The organism is Rhodococcus wratislaviensis, assembly GCF_041228765.1.
Classification (GTDB): domain Bacteria; phylum Actinomycetota; class Actinomycetes; order Mycobacteriales; family Mycobacteriaceae; genus Rhodococcus_F; species Rhodococcus_F wratislaviensis.
Map to the genome: position 1 here is coordinate 227350 of NZ_CP150489.1, position 21335 is coordinate 248684.

At 66.2% G+C, this 21335-nt stretch carries 19 protein-coding genes; 12 read left to right on the forward strand and 7 right to left on the reverse strand.

Annotation, left to right across the window (positions count from 1 at the left end):
• The first annotated feature begins 12 nt into the window (after positions 1–12).
• The 4 genes from WKC72_RS39930 to WKC72_RS39945 all read left to right on the forward strand — a co-directional run bounded on the left by WKC72_RS39930 (position 13) and on the right by WKC72_RS39945 (position 3636).
• Positions 13–1548 carry an AMP-binding protein gene (locus tag WKC72_RS39930; RefSeq protein ID WP_370185428.1) on the forward strand — a complete coding sequence of 512 codons (1536 nt, stop codon included), beginning with the start codon at positions 13–15 and terminating at the stop codon, positions 1546–1548.
• Positions 1549–2122: 574 nt separating this feature from the next.
• A complete protein-coding gene (locus tag WKC72_RS39935; RefSeq protein ID WP_370185430.1) occupies positions 2123–2476 on the forward strand; it encodes a YidH family protein in 354 nt (117 codons plus the stop codon).
• Positions 2477–2797 (forward strand): DUF202 domain-containing protein, encoded by a 321-nt coding sequence (locus WKC72_RS39940; protein WP_370185432.1) that lies wholly within the window; start codon positions 2477–2479, stop codon positions 2795–2797.
• Between the two features lie 704 nt (positions 2798–3501).
• Positions 3502–3636 (forward strand): hypothetical protein, encoded by a 135-nt coding sequence (locus tag WKC72_RS39945; RefSeq protein ID WP_370185434.1) that lies wholly within the window; start codon positions 3502–3504, stop codon positions 3634–3636.
• A gap of 683 nt (positions 3637–4319) precedes the next feature.
• Here WKC72_RS39945 and WKC72_RS39950 read toward each other — a convergent pair.
• The 5 genes from WKC72_RS39950 to WKC72_RS39970 all read right to left on the reverse strand — a co-directional run bounded on the left by WKC72_RS39950 (position 4320) and on the right by WKC72_RS39970 (position 10148).
• Positions 4320–5333 (reverse strand): asparaginase, encoded by a 1014-nt coding sequence (locus WKC72_RS39950; RefSeq protein ID WP_370185436.1) that lies wholly within the window; start codon positions 5331–5333, stop codon positions 4320–4322.
• Positions 5333–6664, reverse strand: coding sequence for a lyase family protein (locus WKC72_RS39955; protein WP_370185438.1), 1332 nt, complete (start codon positions 6662–6664; stop codon positions 5333–5335). The genes WKC72_RS39950 and WKC72_RS39955 overlap by 1 nt, the downstream gene beginning before the upstream one ends.
• Positions 6665–6785: 121 nt before the next feature.
• The gene (locus WKC72_RS39960) at positions 6786–7787 is read right to left on the reverse strand and encodes an ester cyclase (protein ID WP_370185439.1); all 1002 of its coding nucleotides are present in this window, start codon (positions 7785–7787) and stop codon (positions 6786–6788) included.
• 53 nt (positions 7788–7840) lie between these two features.
• A complete protein-coding gene (locus tag WKC72_RS39965; RefSeq protein WP_370185440.1) occupies positions 7841–8698 on the reverse strand; it encodes a class II fructose-bisphosphate aldolase in 858 nt (285 codons plus the stop codon).
• Positions 8699–8756: 58 nt separating this feature from the next.
• The gene (locus WKC72_RS39970; protein ID WP_370185442.1) at positions 8757–10148 is read right to left on the reverse strand and encodes a four-carbon acid sugar kinase family protein; all 1392 of its coding nucleotides are present in this window, start codon (positions 10146–10148) and stop codon (positions 8757–8759) included.
• A gap of 110 nt (positions 10149–10258) precedes the next feature.
• Here WKC72_RS39970 and WKC72_RS39975 point away from each other — a divergent pair, with 110 nt between their 5' ends.
• The 8 genes from WKC72_RS39975 (at position 10259) to WKC72_RS40010 (ending at position 18486) form a co-directional block, all read left to right on the forward strand.
• Positions 10259–11320: an ester cyclase gene (locus tag WKC72_RS39975; protein WP_370185444.1), complete on the forward strand. Its 1062-nt coding sequence runs from the start codon at positions 10259–10261 to the stop codon at positions 11318–11320.
• 130 nt (positions 11321–11450) lie between these two features.
• Positions 11451–12239 carry an HpcH/HpaI aldolase/citrate lyase family protein gene (locus WKC72_RS39980; protein WP_370185446.1) on the forward strand — a complete coding sequence of 263 codons (789 nt, stop codon included), beginning with the start codon at positions 11451–11453 and terminating at the stop codon, positions 12237–12239.
• Positions 12240–12302: 63 nt separating this feature from the next.
• Positions 12303–13691: an MFS transporter gene (locus WKC72_RS39985; RefSeq protein ID WP_370185448.1), complete on the forward strand. Its 1389-nt coding sequence runs from the start codon at positions 12303–12305 to the stop codon at positions 13689–13691.
• A 120-nt stretch (positions 13692–13811) separates the two neighbouring features.
• Complete coding sequence (locus WKC72_RS39990; RefSeq protein WP_370185450.1) at positions 13812–14531, forward strand: FadR/GntR family transcriptional regulator; 720 nt, start codon at positions 13812–13814, stop codon at positions 14529–14531.
• Between the two features lie 89 nt (positions 14532–14620).
• Positions 14621–15550: an NAD(P)-dependent oxidoreductase gene (locus WKC72_RS39995; RefSeq protein WP_370185452.1), complete on the forward strand. Its 930-nt coding sequence runs from the start codon at positions 14621–14623 to the stop codon at positions 15548–15550.
• Entirely contained in the window at positions 15550–16530 is a 981-nt protein-coding gene (locus WKC72_RS40000) for an aldo/keto reductase (RefSeq protein WP_370185454.1), read from the forward strand. The genes WKC72_RS39995 and WKC72_RS40000 overlap by 1 nt, the downstream gene beginning before the upstream one ends.
• Positions 16531–16556: 26 nt before the next feature.
• On the forward strand, positions 16557–17690 hold the full coding sequence (locus WKC72_RS40005) for a cupin domain-containing protein (protein WP_370185456.1): 1134 nt from the start codon (positions 16557–16559) through the stop codon (positions 17688–17690).
• Positions 17683–18486 carry an alpha/beta fold hydrolase gene (locus WKC72_RS40010; RefSeq protein WP_370185458.1) on the forward strand — a complete coding sequence of 268 codons (804 nt, stop codon included), beginning with the start codon at positions 17683–17685 and terminating at the stop codon, positions 18484–18486. The genes WKC72_RS40005 and WKC72_RS40010 overlap by 8 nt, the downstream gene beginning before the upstream one ends.
• Positions 18487–19025: 539 nt before the next feature.
• Here WKC72_RS40010 and WKC72_RS40015 read toward each other — a convergent pair.
• Together WKC72_RS40015 and WKC72_RS40020 are read right to left on the reverse strand one after the other, a co-directional pair.
• Positions 19026–20243 carry an NAD(P)/FAD-dependent oxidoreductase gene (locus WKC72_RS40015; protein WP_370185459.1) on the reverse strand — a complete coding sequence of 406 codons (1218 nt, stop codon included), beginning with the start codon at positions 20241–20243 and terminating at the stop codon, positions 19026–19028.
• 67 nt (positions 20244–20310) lie between these two features.
• Positions 20311–20796, reverse strand: a complete 486-nt coding sequence (locus WKC72_RS40020; protein WP_370185462.1) for an Rrf2 family transcriptional regulator — start codon at positions 20794–20796, stop codon at positions 20311–20313.
• Positions 20797–21335 lie beyond the last annotated feature (539 nt).

Here is a 21335-nt window from a genome sequence, read left to right on the forward strand (position 1 = left end):
GCGATTCCAACCATGGACTTTCCAGACACCCACGCAGCGGCACACCCCGAGCGGCCGGCCTACATTATGGCGGACACCGGCACAGTCGTGACCTATCGTGAACTGGTCGACGAATCCCGGTCTATCTCCAAGCTGATGTGGTCTCGGGGAATGCGCCACGGTGATTGTGTCGCCATCCTGATGGAGAACAAGGCGGAGCTCCTGAAGGTTGCGTGGGCGGCTCAGCGCATCGGCCTGCGATACGTGACCTTATCGACGCGACTCCTCGCTGACGATGTCGCGTATATTCTCGGCGACTCGGGGGCACGATGCCTGTTTACCAGTCGCGACCTTCAGCAGATTGCCACTGCAGCGGTTGCCGAGCTACCCTCGGTGGCGCATCGTTTCATCGTGGACGATCCCATCGACGGATTCGAGAGTCTCTCCGCCGCAACCAAATCTATGGATGAGACTGTGCTACCCACAGAGCGCGAAGGGGTGGACTTACTGTACTCGTCGGGCACCACCGGGCGCCCAAAAGGCGTTGTCGCTGAGCTACCACTGCATCCTTTGGGAACTCCGCCCGGCGTCGCTGAGCTGTTGCACAGACAATGGGGATTCGACGGCAACACCGTCTACCTATCTCCTGCACCGCTTTACCACGCTGCCCCCCTGCGCTTCAATATGACAGTCCATCGCTACGGAGGTACGGCAGTGGTGATGGAGAGATTCGACACGAAGCGCGCCCTGGAACTGATCGAGCGATATCAAGTCACTCACACCCAGATGGTTCCGACCATGTTCGTCCGCATACTCAAGCTTCCCGCCGAGACGCGGTCTGCTTACAACCTGTCGTCGCTCACCACCGTCGTCCACGCTGCCGCTCCTTGTCCGCCCGACATCAAACGCGCCATGATCGACTGGCTGGGGCCCATAGTCCACGAGTACTACTCGAGCACGGAAAGTGACCTGTTCACCGCACTGAACTCGCAGGAGTGGCTATCGCATCCCGGATCTGTGGGGCGATCATTGGTGGGTACTGCCCACATCCTCGACGACGCAGGGCAGGAGGTGCCCAATGGCGAGCCTGGCACCATCTGGTCGGAAGGCGGCCTTGCCTTCAAGTACCTAAATGATCCCGAGAAGACCGCCTCTTCCCGAAACGAGAAGGGATGGACAACAGTTGGTGACCTCGGGTATCTCGATGACGACGGGTACCTGTATCTGTCCGACCGGAGAGCGGACCTCATTCTGTCAGGAGGGGTGAACATCTACCCGAGGGAAGCGGAGGACGCTCTGATCGTCCATCCGAAGGTCGCAGACGCCGCGGTCTTCGGGATCCCACACGACGAGCTCGGCGAGATTGTGCACGCTGTTGTACAGCCGGCCACCGGTGTCAATGTAACCCCCGACCTTGAAGAGGAACTGCTTGCCTACTGCCAGACGAGGCTCGCAAAGTACAAGTGCCCCCGGCATATCGACTTCGAGGCGGAACTGCCTCGGCATCCGACGGGCAAGCTTTACAAGCGTCTGCTCAGGGAGCACTACTCGAATCGCACGCCAGCCTGATCCTACGCAGCGAATGCTCGACAACCCTGGCAAAGAGACCGGGGAACTGATATCGGGCCGGAACATCCGTAACCGGGCACTGACCTTCCTTATCGTCGGTTACGAGACCACCAGGGATGCTGTCGTTCGCCTTGCACTACCCGTCGACAGATCGGAACCGTCGACCGGGTCTGGGAGGAAATCGAGCAGGTGCTCGGTACGGACGGCGCACCGGTGCACCGTCCGCATGGTCGCCACGCGGCGCTATATCCGGCGCATCATCGACGAAAACGCTGCGCCCCTGGCCGTCCGGCCCGGAATCTACCGCAAGGCCCGCCAGGAGACCTCATGTACAGCCGCCCGATCGGACACGCGAATCAAATCCTGATTGTGCTGCTGGCCGTCCACCCACCGCGGCGCGCAGCTATGAGGAGAGGACGTAGAACGGTTCGGTGTGGATCGGTGCCTCCCGGTGGTGCGCGCACGCCCTGCTCACGCGTACAAGCCGTTCGCTATGGGTGACCAGTGACCAGCCCTTCGCGAGCATCCGAACGGGATCAAACAGAAACCGCAACTGGGAAGGGCCAGGGACCAGATGAATAACTGGACGCTATTTCGTTCCGGGGAGGATCCCGACCCGCGCTTCACGCTCGCGAACGAACGAACCTATCTGGCTTGGATGCGTACGGCCACAGCATTCGTCGCCTCCGGGCTCGGGATCGAGGCCTTCGGGGGTACTCTGCTCGCTCCAGCCGTTCGTACGGGGTTGGCGGCACTGCTTCTGGTTGCGGGTGCCGTCGTTGCGATCGCGTCGTTCACGCAGTGGATCAGTGCTGAGCGTGCACTGCGGATGGGACGCAGTCTGCCGGGGCCGGTGATGGCGCCGGTTGTGGGGGTAGTCCTCGTCATCTGTGCCGTCGTCCTGGTGGTGGAAGTGGTCGGTGTCTGAATGAGTGCCGTACAGGTGACGGACCGCGGGCTGCAACCGGAACGCACGTCGCTGTCCTTCGTGCGGACCAGCCTGTCGATATTCGGTCTGGTCGTGGCATGTCTGCGTTGGCTCCCACCGAGCGGTTCGGTGGCACTGATCGGGTCGGCGACCGCGGGGCTTCTCGTTGCCGGTGGCACAATATACGAGCGGCGCTCGCGGTCTGCTCGGATGTTGCGTTTCGGTGTCGAGCAGGCTTCCCCAGCAACGGGTGTTGGAGCGTTGTTGGCCGTGAGTGTCGTACTGCTGAGTTTCAGTGGGCTGTGGGTGTTGGTGCATTGAAGTCCGGGCTACGGGAAGAAGGATGCCATCTCGCTGAAGTCTCGTGACGGCTTTGGGGGTCGTCTGCCCAGAGGAGGCGGTCTACGACCAGCAGACGCGCGAGTCAGGTGACCCACCCTTCCATCCGCCGAAATCCGCGAACGACTCAAGACGGATACCAGGGACGGTGTGCGATGCACGCCCTCCCATCGGCGTTCCGGCTTACTGTGCCACGCGAGAAAATTCCGGCCTGACGATCTCCGCCCGGCGGCGATGGGCCATGTTCCGGACGGCGAGTTCCTTCGTACACCACAGCGTGGTCGCCCCTCTTCGGGGTGAAGGGTCGCGGCGTTGTAGACATAGACTCGCATGCCGAGTATCACTATCGCGGAACAGATGTCGCTCCTTCTGGAATCGCGTTCGGATCTGAGGGCAGGAGCTCTTGCCCCTTCAATCGGGGTTCGGTGAGAACCTTCCGTGCATCCTCCAGAGGCCGCGGATCGGCGATCGACGGATGCGAGGCCGCGGGACCGGAGGCGCTCGGACCGATCGCCGATGCCTTGGGCGACCTGACCGCCTCCCTCGGCAACGACGATACCCATCGAATCTCATGGGCGGACAGAATAGTTCACCGTTCAGTGGTGTCGGTGAGCAAGAGTCGGCGCATCATCGGCGTGTGAAATCAGCTGCTCTCCACGCGGCGCGACGCCGAGATCGGCGAACCGGTGGTCGACGAGCACCGCCGGGACTACGAACTGCGGAAGGTGCGGCGCTACGACGAATGTCGGCAGGAAATCATTCGCATGGTCGGCGAAACCGAGAAACGATTGCTCGCCAAATATTCCGCGGAAGGAAACTGAACGGCCGCGCCGGTCCCCCTGGTGCCCAACGCAACCGCGGGGCCTTCTGGCTCGGTCCTTTTCGAGGGCGACGCGTCCCGGTCCCAGTCCTATGAACGTGAACGTGAACGCGGACATCGGTGGAAGCGTAGAGGTGCGAGTAGACCAAGGTCGGAACCGACTGAAGCCCGCGCCGCACGCTGTTCGTCAAGATCGTGGAGCCGCGAGCTAGCAATCGGCAGCCGCCGCGATCCCGGAGATTGGGTACCACAGTGGATCACACACTCGGCGGATATTCCGACATCGACGCTGGTCGAAGGGCGGGCCGTAGCGCGTGGTAGTACAGCGGGGTGTCCTCGGCCGCGAGGTTGGTGTTAGTGACCGCGACGATGCACCCCGGACCCTGTAGGGGAACCATCGATGGGAGTTCGTTGGCGTTACCCGTACGCGAGGTGCTTGAAAGGTCGAGCCTCTTCCGCTTGGGGGACTAGTGGGGATGCGATCTCGAAAAAGGTGAACTCCGTGTCGGCAGCGGGCTGAACCCTGTGCAGTCGACCCTGCACCGTTCCCGCTGGGAGTGATGCGCGACTTCCAGAGGGATTTCCGGTTCGGATTGCGTTGGGTCGCGAGCGGGGCCCGGTGCTACTGATTCCGTCGTCCCGCGATACAACATTGGATGTCCCCCCGGGAGGTTGGCGATTGACTCACTGACTGGACGCCGAAGCCGAATAGTCGTCGATCGTGTGGCGGATGACGGTGTCGTCGGCGCCTGCGGCAAGGAGGACACACAGCAGCACTCGTGCTTTGAGGCCGTCAAGTACGCCGGCGGGGATAAGTCCCCGGATTTGCAGGTCGATTTCGGCGCCGGTACCCCCGTAGGTGGATCGCAGGGCGGGCCCGGCTCCGGTCCGGGTGGCATACAGAACGGGAAACTTTCGGGCGAGCATCTCCAGCGGGGCCGCCCACGCCGGGGGTACCGATCCGCCTCCCGCAGCTTCGACGACCAGTCCTCGAAAGCCGAGGTCGACCAGCGCTCCCAGCATGCGGCCGTCGTCGGCCAGGGCAGCTTTGACCAGGGCGACCGGGGGGAACTGCGCGTCCGGGGCGACGGTGATCGAACGTCTCCGGACTGGTCGTGAATAGAAATGGACGGTGTTCTCGCAGACCTCGCCGACCGGGCCGGAGTACACAGAAGTGAACGCGTCCGTGTTCGAGGTATGCCGTTTCTGCAGCTGCCAGGGTGCGTGGATGCGATCATTCATCACCACGAGGCACCCGAGGTCGGCAAACGAGGATTCGGCCGCGAGACGGAACGCGGCGGTGAGGTTGGCCGGTCCGTCGGCGCTCGGGATGCCAGGATGTCGCATGGCACCGGTCACGACAAGCGGCACTCGATTCGACCACTGCACGTCCAGTGCGAAGGCGATCTCCTCGAGCATGTCCGTGCCGCACGTGACGACGATTCCCGTCGCCCCTCGGTCGGCTTCCCACTCTGCGTGGGTGAGAACCTCGCGGATGGTACTGAAATCTACCGCAGCCGAGGCTACTTGCTCGAATCTGCGCTCGGAGACCTCGACGTCGACGCCACGAACGATGGACGCGGAACGAAGTGGTGGGGAGAGGTCTCCGGGCACCACCCCAGGGCCCGAAGCCGGGTGCGGTCGAGCTGCGATGGTTCCCCCGAGGGTGCACAACACGATTCGCCGATGGTCTACCACTAGTTCGACGCTTCCTGTTGCGCGAGCGGACCGACTGGTGATCGTTGTTCATCGTGCGTCGAGGATGTCGGCGAAGCGCACACGGGTTCGCTCCGATACCGGGCCGTGGTGGCCTCGTAACCGGCGGCGGCGGAAAGGGCGACCCAGGTATCGAAGGCGCCGGCGAGATTCTCCTCGCGCCGTCGACCGTGCCAGGTGATTCCGCTGACGCAGCGCCGCGCGAACGATGTTGCTGCGGCCGTCAGGTCGTCGAAGATGGTGATGAGGGCGTCGACGATGACCGGTTCCATCACATTGAGCTCGAGTTCGCCAGCACTGACAGCGAATTCGATCGTATGGGCGGCACCGCGGATGCGGTAGCTCAGTTGCATCACGTATTCGGGGATGGCGGGGTTGACCTTTGCCGGCATGATCGAGGACCCCGCCTGAACCGCGGGGATGGTCAGGTCGCCGAATCCACCTGCGGGCCCGGAGGAGAGTAATCGGATGTCGGCGGCCACCTTGGCCATGGTCAGACCGGTGCGGGCACCGGCCGCGGCGACGGCGGCATACGGGTCGAGGTGCGCGAGGGCGTCGAAGAGGTCAGGTGCCGACTGCAGTTGCCGGCCGGTCACGGTGGTCAGCTCGGCGACGGCGAGCTCACGGTACCCGTCCGGGGTTCCGATTCCGGTGCCGACCGCGGTCGCACCCAGGGGCACCGTGCGCATCGCGTCGACCGCAGCGCGCAACCCGGCGGCGGTCCGCCGAATCGCGGCGGCCTGGGAGCGATGCGACTGGCCCGCGGTGAGGCTGACCGCGTCGCGAAGGCAGGTGCGCCCGAGGTGCGGGGTGTCGTCGAACTCGGTGCCTTTGTCCTCTAGAGCGGCCGCTAATTCGTTCAATGCTTGAACGGGGGATTCGGCTAACTCCAACACCGTCAGTGCCATCGCGGTCGGGTAGCTGTCGTTCGTCGACTGTGAGGCGTTGACGTGGTCGTTCGGGTGTACCGGCACACCGGCCAGCTGGGTGGCCCGCGCCGCGATGACTTCGTTGACGTTCATGTTGGTCGTCGTTCCGCCCCCGCCGAGCAACAACGCCGATGGGAACTGGGCGGCGTGGTCACCGGCTGCGATCTCCTGGCACGTGGCGACGATGGCGTCGCGCCGTCGGGAATCGAGAACGCCGAGAGCATGATTGGCCTGCGCCGCGGCGAGTTTGACCCTCGCATAGTTGCGGACAAACGCGGGAACATCGCCGAGGGTGCGGCCCGGACCGGGGAAGTTGTGCAACGACAGAGTGGTTTGTTCCCCATAGAGCGGCTGGGTCGTCCTGGGGGTGTGGGTGTGGGCCATGGATGTCGACCTCTCGGGTGACGCGGAACTCCTGCGCGGAAATGGTGGTGTGGCGGTGACTGAGTTGCCCCCGCGCCCGACGGCCGGAACGATCACGGCCTTCGGGACGCGTGGCGCCGGGTCAGTGCGGTGCGGGAACGTCGCCGCGGGCCGTGGCGATCTGCGCCATGACGGCGATCTCGTCGTACACCCGCCATTCGCGGATGATCCGACCCTCGCGCAGCAGGAATTGGGACGATCCCATGATTTCGACGGGGGAGTGGGTGACCGGCCCGTAGAGCGGTGCGCCCGAGTAGGTTCCGGTCAGGCGCCACAGGACTCCGATTCGGGTTCCCTGTTCGGGGGCGGTGCTGACCGCGATGTCCCGAGTTTCGATCACGGCGTCCGGGAACGGTGCGAGCATCTGGGTCAAGTCGATCTGATAGTTCACTGCCCGGGTGCGGATGCGTGCGCGGGTGGTCTCGAGAAACAGGTCCCGCTGGGTGAACTCGGGTACGCGCTCGAGACGGCGGTTGTTCCACACATCCGCGATGAACTCGCCGATGAACTCCGCCTCTACACGATGGGTGTCCGGCCTCGGCCCGGACTCGCCGATCAGCACCGCGTCCGCGGGGGCCGCGGTCCCGAACAGGCCGGCAGCCTCGTCGGTGAACGCGACCTGGCGAGCGACGGCTTCGGGATCGAGTCCCAGCGTGGTGACCACGCGGTATTCGTCGCGGACCACCCATTCCTCGACCACCAGGCCATCTCGCACCAGGCAGATCGCCATGTTCCGTGATTCCGAGTTGTTCACGGTGGCAGGACCGTACACGCCGAGACCGGCCTGCGGTCCGGAGTGGAACACCCGGTGGTGGCTGATGAAGGCCCGGTCTCCGCGGGGTTCGCAGATCACGTCTTCCGCGGTTCCGATGCGGGTGGGGAAGGCGCTCTTCTTGACGAGGGAGCCGGCGATCACGTCGTCGACGCCGCGGATCGGCCCGTACGCCCCGTGCACCACCACGTCCTTCGCGTAGTGCTCGGGCAGGCGGCCGAGACCGAAGTCGTCCCAGATCAGGTCGGTCCAGCCCAGGATGTAGTCCTCGGGGGTGTCGAACGGGGCATAGACGTCGGAGGCGAGTGGCATGAGGGGCGCTTCCTTTCACCGGGTAGGGGTATGGGGTGGTGGCACCGATACGTTCAGCTGATCGATGCGAGGGCGTTGCGGCAGCGGCGGATGTGGGTGGCGGTGACAGCGCGGGTGGCTTCGATGAGCCGGTCCGCGGGGGTGAGGAGGTTCCAGCCGCGGACCTCATCGGCGGTGACACGCCGGGCGGCCCGGATGTACGCCTGTCGAAGTTCGGTGTTGACGTTGATTTTTCGGATCCCGTGGCGAATCGCCCCGCGGACCTGTTCTTCGGGAACTCCGGAGGTGCCGTGCAGGGTCAGCGGCACCGGTACCGCGGCGAATAGTTCGGCCAGGAGTGTGAGATCGAGATTCGGTGCACTGGCGTATGTTCCGTGGACGTTACCGATGGCGACGGCCAACAGGTCGGTGCCGGTCCGATCCACGAACTGGGCGGCGCGGGCAACGTCGGTCACCGACTGCACCTCCGTGGCAGTGGCCGAGTCCTCGTCCCCGGGCACGTGCGCGAGTTCGGCTTCGATCGAGGCGCCGTAGGGTTCCGCCAGCCGGCGGGCGGCGGTGACAACTTCGACGTTCTCACCGAGGGGGAGTGCAGAGCCATCCGCCATGACGGCGGTCACGCCGAGGTCCAAGGCCTGTGCCATCAGCTCGAGATCGTGGGTGTGATCGAGTTGCACCGCGACGGGCACCAGCGCGCTGTCGGCCGCTGTGACGAGCGTGCGTGCCAGCAACCGGCCGCCAGGACGGCGCATGGCGGCCTCGGCGAGGAGCAGACACACCGGCTGGTGGGCGCTCTCGGCCGCCAGCAGCACGCCGGTGACCTGTTCGAGCGTGTAGCAGGTGAAGGCACCGACGATCCCTCCCTCGTGCTCGGCGCTGGCGACGACCTCGGTCAGGGCGACGCGGGGCATGGGCACTCCTTCCTTGTGGTGGCACTGACGAACGTGGTGATCGGTGCCGTTGTCGGTGTCAGTCGAGTTCCCGCAGCAGCGTGACCGCCTCGCGCAGGCTTTCCGGGCCTCCGACATTGCCCGGGAACACCACACACAGCGGCCCCGATGCCGATTCGTCGACCCAGACCGGGACGATGCCGTCGAGAAGAGGGCCCAGGACTTTCGCCCGCCGCATCCGGAGAACATCGGTGACCACGTCGGCGGAGGTGATACCGCCCTTGGCGACGAGCCATCGTGGTGAGGTCGTGGCCACGATGGCGGCGGCCGCCGACCTGAGCGCCGACGCCACCGCGGCGGCGATGCGGAGACTGTCGGCGCCGTCGTGGCCGACCTGGACGGTGCGGCCGGTGCGCAGCACGACATCACACTCGCGGAGGGCGTCAACACTGCGACGGACCGCCTCGTCGACGGCATCCTGGCGGCGCGTCGGGTCGAGCAACTCGGTGGTGGGCAGTTCGACAGTAGTGATGTCGGCGAGGGTGTCGAGATGGGCAAGTTGCGCGGTGGTCAGCGCCACGTGTGATCCGGCGACGACGAGGCCGTGGTCGCCGGTGGCCCGGTCGAGTGCGGACCGCAGGCTGTGCCGGGATGCGCGGACGCTGTGGGGCAGTCCGCCGCGAGCGCGGGCCAGCGACGGCCCGCAGCGCACGAGGGTCCGCACCCCGTCCTCCTCGCACAGTTCGAGGCCCGCGGCGACGATGTCGAGATCGGCCTCGGTCTCGGCGTCGACGCAGACCGGCATCGGAGGGCGGGCCGCCGCGGCCTCGCCGATGATGCGAGCGATACCGGTGGGACCGCCGCCGCGGATGTCGGCGAGCGTGAGAACCCGGATCTCGCGCGCCGGCCAGCGTCCGTGCGTGCGTTCCTCGATCCAGTCCGGCAGGGTGGAACTGGTGAACCCGAACGTGGCGTCGCCCGCGTATGCCGTCTCACCGACCGGTATCCACTCGGTGCCGGCGCGCACCAGGTGCAGGCCGTCGCGGGTGATCCGACCGGCCGCAGGATAGGCCGGGCAGAGCACCACCACCGCGGGAGCACCCTCGGTGGCGGCGGCGAGCGCATCCACCTCGAGCGGGAAGTGGCCGCGCAACGTCGAATCCGAGCGGCTGACGATCGACAGGTCCAGTCCGAGATGGTCGGCGGCCTCGGTCGCCGTTCGGGTGATCTCCCCGATGAGTTCGCGTGCCGTGACCGCGTCCAAGGCGCGTGAATTGGTGAGGACGAAGCCGGTGGGTGCGGCCTCGCGCAGCACCCATTCGATCGACTCCGCGGAGAAGTCCGTCGCGATCGGTACGCCGGCCGCGGTCTGCGATCCGGTCGGGTCGTCGTCGAGGACCAGGATCCGGCGACGGGCCTGCATCATTCGATCGGTCAGGGAACGGTGTTCGACCAAGCCATGTCCCACCATCTCGGCGGTCCTCCTGCATGTGGATTCTCGGTGGCGTGTGTGCCGTCGTGATGCAGCCCACCGTAACGCATTGGTCGAGCGGTTGACCAATTTGGCGGGGAGGGGTTACTGTGGCCACGATCACAAACGACCTGCTGGAACGGAGCATCATGATCGAGCTGAAGCCGTCGGCGTACGCGCCCTACGACGATCCCGAGGACTACATCCTCTCGTGGACCGATCGGATCTGGGAGCCGCGCGGGATGGGTCAGATCCGCGAGCACTACCTGCCCGACATCAAGGTGCACGGCGCCTACGGCACCATCGTCGGAAACGAACCCATCATCAAGGCGTGCCTGCAGAAGAACGCCGCCTATCCGCACCGGCTGTTCACCGGCGAGGATGTCATCTGGGAGACGCGGGACGAGAACAGCTGGATCAGCTCGCACCGGATCGTCAACTGCGGCAAGCAGGAAGGCTTCTGGCAGTACGGACCCCCGACCTTCAAACACACCTCCTCCCGCAACATCGCCGTCTGCCTGGTGCGCGATGCGATGATCGCCGAGGAATGGGTGGTCCGCGACGAGTGGGCGGTGGTCGAACAGTCCGGCCACGACATCGACGCCATCGCCCGCCAGATCGCGTTCGCCCCGAGCGCCGGGCTCCTCGGGGAGAAGGCTGGAAAACTTCTCGGCGCCGCCCCCGCGAATCCGCTGCTCGAGGGGGTGTCCGGCAAGCGCCCGCAGCACGGACGCGAGGAGGATGCCCGCGTCGTCGCGATGATCGACGAGGTGTGGAATCAGCACCTGCGCAACCTGGTGCCCAGCTATTTCAGCCGCGACATCGTCATCGAGACCACCCGGCACCGCACCCATGCCCGCGACGACGGTTACAAGACCGAACTCGATCACCTCTTCGGTCCCTTCCCGGACGCGCAGGTCGAAATCTATGACGTCGCGTTCAACGAAGACCCCTTCCACGGCACCCGGGTGTCGATCCTGTGGGTGCTGAACGGCACCTACAGCGGTGTCCCGCAGTACGGCCCGGTCACGGGCACTCCGGTGGAAATCTTCGGGGTCTCGCACTTCCAGTTCCGCGACGACAAGATCTACAAGGAATGGCGCATCTACGACGAACTCGCCCTCCTGTCCCAGATCAAGCGCGCCCAGGGCGAAGAACCGGCCACCACCTGACGGGTTCGCGGTGGGGCGGCCCGAGGCCGCCCCACCGCGGACGCCATAGAACCTCACCCGTAGTGGTCGACCGGAAGACCAATCTACCTAGACTAACAGCCAGACTCGTTCACTCATCAGGAGGCCGCACATGCGCCCCAATTCTCTGCGCACCACCATGGCCGGTGGCGCCGTCGCAGCCAACGCCTGGATTTCCAACGGTGGTACATACGCCGCGGAAGCGCTGTCGCACATGGGTTTCGACAGCGTCACCGTCGACCTGCAACACGGCATGTTCGGGATCGACACCGCGATCGATCTGCTGCAGGCAGTCTCGGCCGGGCCCGCCATACCCATGGTGCGGTGCTCGTCCCGCGATTCCGCGGAGATCGGCAAGCTGCTCGATGCGGGTGCCTACGGGATCATCTGCCCCTCGATCGACGACGCACCCGCCTGCGCCGAGTTCGTGTCGTTCTGCCGATACCCACCGGCCGGCACGCGCAGTTTCGGCCCGTCCCGCGGGCTGCTCTACGGCGGCGCCGACTACGTGGATTTCGCCGACGAGACCATCCTGACCTGGGCGATGGTCGAGTCGTCCCGGGCGCTGGCGAACCTCGAGGAGATCGTCGACGTCGACGGCCTGGACGGGATCTACATCGGCCCCAACGACCTCGCCCTCTCCCTCGGGGAGCCGGCCGGCGGCGCAATCTCCCCCCGCGTCCGTGAGGCGATCGAGGTGATCGCCCGGGCCACCCACAGCGCGGGAAAGTATGTCGGCGCATTCTGCGGCGGCGAGGATGCTGCCCGCGACCTGGTCGATCTCGGGCTCGACCTCATCACCCCCGGGAACGACATCTCCTATCTACGCGACGCCGCCACCCGCCGGTTGGACGCGGTGCGCGGCCACCGAACCCTCACCGCCGACGCCAGCGGCTACTGACACTCCTTCAGATCCACCGGCGATCCCGATACACTGCCCACACCATTCTCGGAGGCCCCCACCATGACCACCCGGAGCGAGACCACCCCCGCGCCCGTCACCACGGCAGATCCCCGTCCACCGGATGGGAACACGACATCGCTGCGCAAGCCGATCCTGGCCGGAACCGTCGGCAACTTCATCGAACAATTCGATTACGGAATCTACGGCTATCTGGCCCCGTACATGGCCGCCTCGTTCTTCCCCGGCGAGAACCAGACCGCCGCGATGCTGGGTGTCTACGCCGGCTTCGCCGTCTCCTTCCTGGTGCGCCCCTTCGGCGGCATGATCTTCGGACGTTTCGGCGACCGGCTCGGCCGCCGCAACGCCCTCGCCGTCGCGATCATCTCGATGGGTGTGCTCACCACGCTGATCGGCGTGCTGCCCACCTATGCCACCGTCGGCTTCGCCGCCACGATGTTCCTGCTGATCGTCCGACTGTTGCAGGGCCTCGTCCAAGGCGGTGAATACGCCGGCGCGGTGGCGTTCATCGTCGAGTACGCCGACCAGAAACGGCGCGGTTTCTACACCAGCTTCCTGTCGGTCAGTGTGTTCTTCGGGCTGCTCTGCGGTGCGGGACTGTCCGTGCTGGTCGCGAGCCTGGTCACCGACGGGCAAATGGAAACCTGGGGCTGGCGGATCCCGTTCCTGGTCGCGATGCCGCTCACCCTGTTCGGCCTGTTCCTGCGGCTGCGCATCCCCGAGACCCCGGAATTCCGCCGCCTGCAGGAAGAGCAGAAACTGGCCATCGCCGAGGGCCGGCACGAAGAAAAGATCTCCCAGGCACCACTGCTCGACGCCTTCCGGACCCAGTGGAAGCCGATCCTCATCTTCGCCGGCTTCGCCATCACCAACGCCGTGCTCTCCTACACCTGGGCCACCTTCCTGCCCGGCTACCTGCAGGGCGACCCGATCAACATGCCCAAGCAGCAGGCGCTGGCGGCGAACTTCATCGCACTCGGCGTGCTGATCCCGTGCCTGGTCGTCTCGGGGCTGTTGGTCGACAGACTCGGCCGCAAGCCCATGCTGATCGCCGCGTGTCTGTCCACCCTGGTCTGCGTTCCGCTCGCCTTCCGGGTGCTGCTGGCGCACACCTTCACCGCGGCGCTGATCGCCCAGCTGATCTACATCATTCCGATCATGCTGATCTCGGTGGCGCTGACCGTGAGCATGGCCGAGATGTTTCCCACCAAGGTCCGCTACAGTGCCAGCGCCCTGGCCTACAACCTGGGATTCGGCATCTTCGGTGGTACCGCACCGCTGGTGGCGACCTTCCTGAACTCGGTCACCGGCACCATCTGGTCCGTCCCGATCTACGTGTGTTCCATCGCGCTCATCTCGTTGCTCTGTGTGACGCTCGGGTTCCGGGAGACCAAGGGCACCCGACTCGCCGACGCCACCTACGACAACTGACCGCATCATGTGGGCATCGGGGCGCTATGCCCCGGTGCCCACTTCTCGTAGTATGGTCGACCGGTCGGGCACATGACGGTCGTGCGCTCGTTCCAGTGAACTCGAAGGGTGGGCTGGGTCATGTCTCAGCAGGTCGGATCGATGCTGGCGAAGGTCGAACGCCGGCAACCGGCGAGCGTCGAATTGGCGCATCGTCTCATCGAATTCCTGCTCTCCGGGGAGATACCGCCCGGCGGGAAGATCCCGTCCGAGCGAGCGCTGTCGGACACCCTCGACGTCGGGCGCTCCGCTGTGCGGGAGGCCCTCAAATCGCTCACCCTCCTCGGGCTGCTCGATGTGCGCCAGGGTGACGGAACCTACCTGGCCGGATCCAGCTCGGATCTGTTGCCGCGCATCATCGAATGGGGTCTTCTGCTGGGTGAACGCCGAGTGCAGGATTTGACCGAGGCCCGCGCCGAGGTCGAGGTGATCCTGGCCGGACTGGCGGCCAAACGGCGCTCCCCGGAGGGGCTCGCGCAACTCCGCGCCATCGTCGACGAGATGAAGGACGCCGACACCGACCTCGCCCGCTACATCGCCGCCGACGTCCAGTTCCACCTCAAGATCGCCGAACTCAGCGGTAATACGGTGCTGGCGGGTGTGCTCTCGAGCATCCGCTCACTCCTGCAGGTCTGGACCAACCGGGTCATCACCGCGGCGGGGGAGACCCGATCCTCGCTCTCGGTACATTTGCCGATCTTCGAAGCCATCGAAGAGGGCGACGCGGAGGCCGCGCGGGCGGCCATGTTCGCCCACATGCGAAGCGCAAACCGCAACCTGGCCAACACAATCGGCCACTAGAGGCCCGGGGAGCTCGTGGCTACCTGCCCACGTATCAAAATTGGTCGACCGGTTGACCTTGGGTGGTTTTCGCAGTACGGTCTCCAGGTATGGACAGATCACCCGTAATCGGTTTCATCGGACTGGGACGCATGGGCGGTCCGATGGCCGGAAACCTCGTAGCAGCCGGCCACCCTGTCGTCGTGTACGACATCGATCGGTCCAAGTGTGAACCGCTTGCCGCGCGCGGGGCGCAGATCGCCGACTCGCCCGCCGCGGTGGCCGCAGCGTCGGATATCAGCCTCTCCATCATCATGAACGACGCAGTGCTGCGACAGGTGACGCTCGGGGAGTCCGGGATCGTGCACGGCGCCCGGCCCGGACACCTGTACTGCGACCTGAGTACCGTGTCTCCGTCCGCGTCCGCCGAGGTCGGCGCGGCGCTGTCGACGGCGGGCATCGCCTACCTTCGCGGGCGAGTCGCCGGGAGCATCGGGCTGGCGCAGGCCGGTGAGCTCACCATCTTCGCCTCCGGATCCTCCGCCGATTTCGGTCGCGCCGAACCCGTCCTGACAGCGCTGGGCAAGCGGATCCTCTACGTCGGTTCCGGCGAGGTCGCCGCCTACCTGAAGCTGGTGCACAGCACCATCGTCGGTGTGTACGCGGCCCTGATGGGCGAGGCTCTGACGCTGGGGGAAAAGGGCGGCGTGGACTTCGAGCAGATGCTCGATATCCTCACTGAGGGGCCGCTCGGCTCCGTGCAACTCGCCCTGAAGGCTCCGATGCTCAAAAAACGGGACTTCGACGATCCACCGTCCGATATCGACACCGCCGCCAAGGACCTCGACATCGTGCTCTCCGCTGCCCGCGAGCAGCGTATCCCGATGCCCCTGACCTCCGCGGTACGCCAGATCATGACCCAACGCCAGGCCGGCGGCTCCGGCAAGCAGGACATCTGGTCGATGCTCGAGACCTTCGAAGAGATGGCCGCCCTGGACCGATCGGCAGATGTCCGAGCTACTGATGGCGGTGAGTCGTAGTGGCCGCCGTCCTCCACGACCGGGCCGCCCTGGCAGGCACGGACTTGACGGTCTCGCGGCTGTGCCTGGGCGGCAACCGGTTCGGCTCGGCACTCGATGCAGACGAGTCCTTTGCCCTTCTCGACGCATACGCCGAACTCGGCGGCAACTTCCTCGACACCGCACTGGCCTATGCCGACTGGGTGCCCGGTGTCGAGCGCAGCTGCAGCGAAAAGACGGTGGGGCGCTGGCTCTCGGCCCGCGGCCGACGAGACATGGTGATCGCCACCAAAGGCGGTCACCCCGACCTGCACCACCCCGCCGGTCCGCGCCTGGACGCCGCCTCACTGCGCGCCGACGCCTATGCCAGCGTCCAGAACCTCGGCGGCGCGCCGATCGACCTGTACTACCTGCACCGGGACGACCCGGCCCGTCCCATCGACGACATCCTCGACACCATGGAATCCCTCGTCGCCGAGGGTGCGATCCGGTACTACGCGGCCAGCAACTTCTCCGCCGCGAGACTGACGGCCGCGGCGGACTGCGCGCACCGCACCGGCGCCCGCGGATTCGTCGCCAACCAGCTCGAATGGAGCCTGGCCGCACCCAAGCCGGAACGGGTCGCACCCGACCTGACCTACATGGACGCGGACCTTCTCACCTTCCACCGCACCACCGGGCTGCCGGCCGTCCCGTACTCGGCCCAGGCCAAAGGCTACTTCGACAAGATGCGGAACACCGCAGCACTGCCCGAGTCGGTCGAACGCTACGACACCCCCGACAACACCCGCACCGCGGACCGCCTGCACCGACTCGCGGACCAGTACGCGGTCGAAGCCACCGCGCTCGCGCTGCGCGCGCTGATCGACTGCGACATCCCCACCGTCCCGGTGATCGGCTGCCGCACCGTCGAACAACTGCACGGCAGCTGGACCGCGCTGACGATCGAACTCGACCCGACCGACGCGGAACTGCTTGCCTGCCTGACCATCCCGAACTGAACCCGAACCTCGCGAGGAGTCGACCCGTGAACACCATCGTCACCCAGCAAGAACTCGACCGCCGAACGATCCGCCGCGCCGACCTGGTCAGCTGCAACCAGGCCTTCATCGACTGCAAGACCCCCGGATCGGACAAGAAGGAAAACTACGCCCTCATCGGATCCGGGGTCTCACAGAACTCCGATCAGGTGATCAACCTGCGGGAGCCGCACGGCTTCAACGTCGGCGCCGCCGCCATGCCGCACGGCATCACCAACAACCTGCACATGCACTTCACCGCCGAGGTCTTCCTCAACTTCAGCGGCGAATGGCTGTTCCGCTGGGGCGTCGACGGCAACGCCGGCGACTACCACTCCACCGCCGGCGACGTCGTGACCGTCCCGACGTGGATCTACCGCGGCTTCACCAACATCGGCCCCGACGACGGCTGGCTCTTCACCGTCCTCGGCATGGACGACACCGGCGGCATCCTCTGGGGTCCCTCGGTGCTGCGCGACGCGGCGAACTACGGGCTCTACCTGACCCGGGACAACGAACTCGTCGAATCCGCCGACGGCGAGCCCGCCGACGTCGACCTGATCCGGCCGATGCCGCAACAGGAGATCGACGCACTGCGCCCCTACACCCCCGAGCAGATGCGGCGGCGGGTCACCACCGAAGACGACCGAGTATGGTCCGACCGCCCGTTCCTGTGCAGCACCCTGCCCGGCGGTCAGGCCCAGCTCGCGCTCGTCATCGGCTTCGGCATGACCGAAGACCGCAACCAGGAACCCCGGGTCTACAACCCCCACGGGTTCAACCTCGCATGGCTGCGCGCCCACACCGGTGAAGGCCTACTGCAACACCGGCACGACGCCCCGCAGGCACTCATCGTCCGCAGCGGGAAATGGAAGATCACCCTCAACACCGGCGCCGACGAACGCACCGTCGTCCTCGACCCCCGCGACACCCTGTCCATTCCCGCCGGAGCATGGCGCCGCTTCGAACAACTCGACGACGGCGACGGCGAGATCGTGGTCGTCAACGGCGGCGACGGCCGCGTTCGGATCCAATGGGACCTGGAAGTGATCGAACGTGCCCGCGACAAGGACGTCGCTTTCGACGCCAACGGGTACGTCGCACCCTGGTCGGTGGTGTCCCGGAGCTCCGAGGATGACTGACACCACCGAGCCGGACCACGCCGAGCCCCACCATGTGGTGCTCCTGCCCGGGATGCTGTGCACCGAACAGCTCTGGGCCGGTGTCGTCACCCAGTTCCCCCGCCGAGCCCGCATCCATCACGCCGTGTTAGAACGGAATTCGATCTCGTCGATCGCGAACAACATCCTGGCGAGCGCGCCCCCGAAGTTCACGGTGATCGGCCTGTCCCTGGGCGGCATCGTCGCCATGCACCTGGCCACGGTTGCACCGCAGCGCATCACCGGCCTCGCCCTGCTCTCCACGAACGCACGGTCCCCACGGCCGGACCAGTTCCGCGGGTGGCAGGAGGCGGCCACCCGACTCGACAACGGCGCATCGGCCGTATCGGAACAACAACGCCTCCTGTCCCAGCTCGTGTCCACGCACTCCCTCACAGCGGACCCCACGCTGGCCTCGCGAGTCCTGGCCATGGCCCAGGACACCGGAGAGGAACGCCTGCGCGCTCAACTGCACGCGCAGGAATCGCGCATCGACTACAGCGACGCTCTGCGCCACATCCGGTGCCCCAGCCTGGTCCTCGCCGCGGAACAAGACGCTCTGTGCGGGGTGCAGACGATGCGCGACATTGCGGCGCAACTTCCCGAGTCGAGATTCGAGATCGTGCCGGAGAGTGGGCATCTGTCCCCGCTGGAGCGACCGGACACGATCGGACACCTCCTGTCCCGGTGGCTCACCGACACCAGGAAGTCGGAACCAACCGAGACCGAAACGGAAGCGGATGCTCAACCGCAGATGCTGACGTATGCGGCGCATTGACTTGATTTCTCCCCATCCCTGCCCGCTGCGGGCGATTTTAGGGTGGTCGGGCACCGTGGGGGCAGTGGTCAACGGCCGAATCGCCTGTCGTCGACGGATCCGGGGTGGGAGGGACAGCATCAGTGGTGTCGGCACGATCGGCTGAGACTTGCAGCATCAGTTGTCCGCCGCGTGCACGAGAACCTCGTCGATGATCGCCACCACGCTGCCCCGTCGAGTGGCCACGCGCATCGACAATCGCCCCGGTAGAGGGGGTACTGCCGACCGCTGGTCCCCGGGGGGGATGCGGCGACACCTTCATCGCAGCTCCTTGAGGGGTGTCCCTGTGCCGCAGGGTAACCGCGTTGTGACATGTGCTTCCGATAATTCGTCCGTATCCACTGTGTACCCGTGTCGGACCGCTGATCTCGGGAGCTGCGTCGTGTCCCACCGGGGAAAGTCTGCGCCGTTGACGCGGGGATATCCGGGGTGCGGACAGTCGACTCGCCGACTATTCAGGCACGCATCGAGGTGGCGATCCGACCCTGTCGGGGCGTCGGTCAGGCGCTGACGTCGGCGGTGGGCCAGGTGGTGTGGTAGTCGGCGAGCGTCAAGATGGTGGTGGCGTCGTCGATGGGTGGGTAGATCCAGTCGGCGTTGATCTGTTGTTTGAGTTGTTTGGCCTCGGGCCCGGTCGTTTGCACGGTGCGGTCCCAGCCTGCGGTGACGACGGCACCGGCTGGGCCGAGGTCGAGGCAGGTGACATAGGGGTCCGGTGCGAACGGGACTTGTTCCAGGCCCAGCAATCCGGCGGCGACGTTGTGTCCGGCGGTTTTGCCCAACGGGACCGCGTGCTGGCAGCTCTGCATGACGGTGTGACCGGCCTCGGCTTCGGCGGCGGCGGTGTCGCCGGCGGCGTAGACGTCCGAGACGCCCGCCACCCGCAGGTATTGATCGACGGCGAGGCGGCCCAGCCTGTCGTGCTGGCCGGGGATGCGGGCGGTCAGGGGACTGGCGGTCATGCCGGCGGTCCAGATGACGGTCGCGGCGGGGATCACCTCGCCGTCGGAGAGGGTGACGGTGTCGGCGGTGACCTTCTCTACGGTGGTGTTCAGGCGCTTCTCGATCCCGAGTTCGTCGACCACGGCGGTGATGTGTGGGCGGGGCCCGGGTCCGAGTTCGGGTCCGAGCTCGCATGTCCGCTGCACCAGCAGCACCCGCGGCCGGGAACCGTCGGGGGTCAGTTCGTCGAGTCGGCCGGTCAGTTCGGTGGCGATCTCGAGGCCGGTGAAGCCGGCACCGACGACGACGGCGGTGAACTGTCCGGCGTGGGCGGGTCGTTCGGGCAGGCGCCGCAGGTGGTGGTCGAGGGCGGCAGCACCGGTCAGGGTGTCGACGTCGAACAGATGCTGGTTGCCGGGCAGCGTGGGGCGCACCAGTTGGCTGCCGGTAGCCAGGACCAGCCGGTCGTAATCGAGGGCCAGGGGGTGGGCGTCGCGTCCGAGGGCGGTGACCGTGCGGGTGGTGGTGTCGATGTCGGTGACGGTTGCGGCGATCCGCCGGACGCCGATGGGTCCGAGGACCCGGTCCAGGGCCACCCGCATCGATTCCGGGTCGGCCTCGTAGAGCCGGGGCCGGATCACCAGGTCGTCACCGCTGCTGACCAGGGTCACGGTCAGCTCCGACGCCGGGACGCCGTGTGCGCGGGCGACCCGGACGGCGCCGGCGGCGCTCCACACACCGGCGAAACCGCCACCAATAACCAGGATACTTTTCATCCAGAATTACCTCCTGAGTAGGCGCCCGGATCACCGCGCGCGAAAAAGGGAAAGGGGGATCGAACGGTCAGTCGTGTCCGAGGACGCGCTGCACCACCGAGGGCACGGTGGGGGCATGCGCCTCGGCCCCTGCCTTCACGGCCGCCAGTGTCTGCGCGGCGAGCGCGTCCCGCCACGCCACCTCGGCGCGGCCCATGGCGCTGTTGACCGCGCAAGCGGTGGTGAAATCGGCTGCGCGACTGCGGGTACCGATCACACCGCACCGGCGGATTTCCGCGCACCGGAACACCGGGCCGGTCCCCTCGATGGCGTCCACCACGTCGAGCATGGTGATCGACTCGGGGGACCGTATCAGCCGGAACCCGCCCCGCACCCCCGGGGTCGAGCTGAGCAGGCCGGCCTTGACCAACAGTTGCAGTTGCTTGTTGAGGTACGCGGGAGGCAGGTCATGGCCGGCGGCGAGGTCGGCGGTGGAGACCGGCTCGTTGGTTCCCAGCCAGGCGAGGTTGAGCAGTGTGTGTACCGCCCACTCGACGCCTCGACTCATCTGCATATCTGGACAATAAATGTCTAGGATTGTCGCTGTCAAGCCTCCGGTGTCCGACCCGGATCAGGGCGCTGCCCGCCCGGTTCGCTCACCGCATGAAGAGTTGGTTGTAGGGGCGGCGACCGCGTCTGCCCTCGCGGATCGGGCGGAGGCGGGTCCGGCGTCCGCGGAGGAAGTAGTGGAAGCCGCTGCGGTGAAGACGGTCTCAACGATTCGCGCTCCATCTCCTCGGACTTTCGCAGAGAATCTGCAGCAGGGTCACACGGACTCGACCACGGTTTCGGAGCCAAGGATCTCGGCTGAGCTGTTGCCGGAAGGCGCGCCTGCGGTCTGAGCGGCGCGGCTCCGACGTAGAGAGGGCGATCGGGATCTTCGGTGTGTATGGCCAAGCACGCATCGAAGAAAGAGGTCCACCGATGGCCCTGTGCCAGAGCGGGATGGGGGTGTTGTCTGTCGGCGCCTGATGAGTCGGTGACAGCTGTCGGAGGGCCTCGGCGGCGCTGAGCGATCCTCGCGCCGGCTGCGGGCCCGGCGGCGACAGTGGG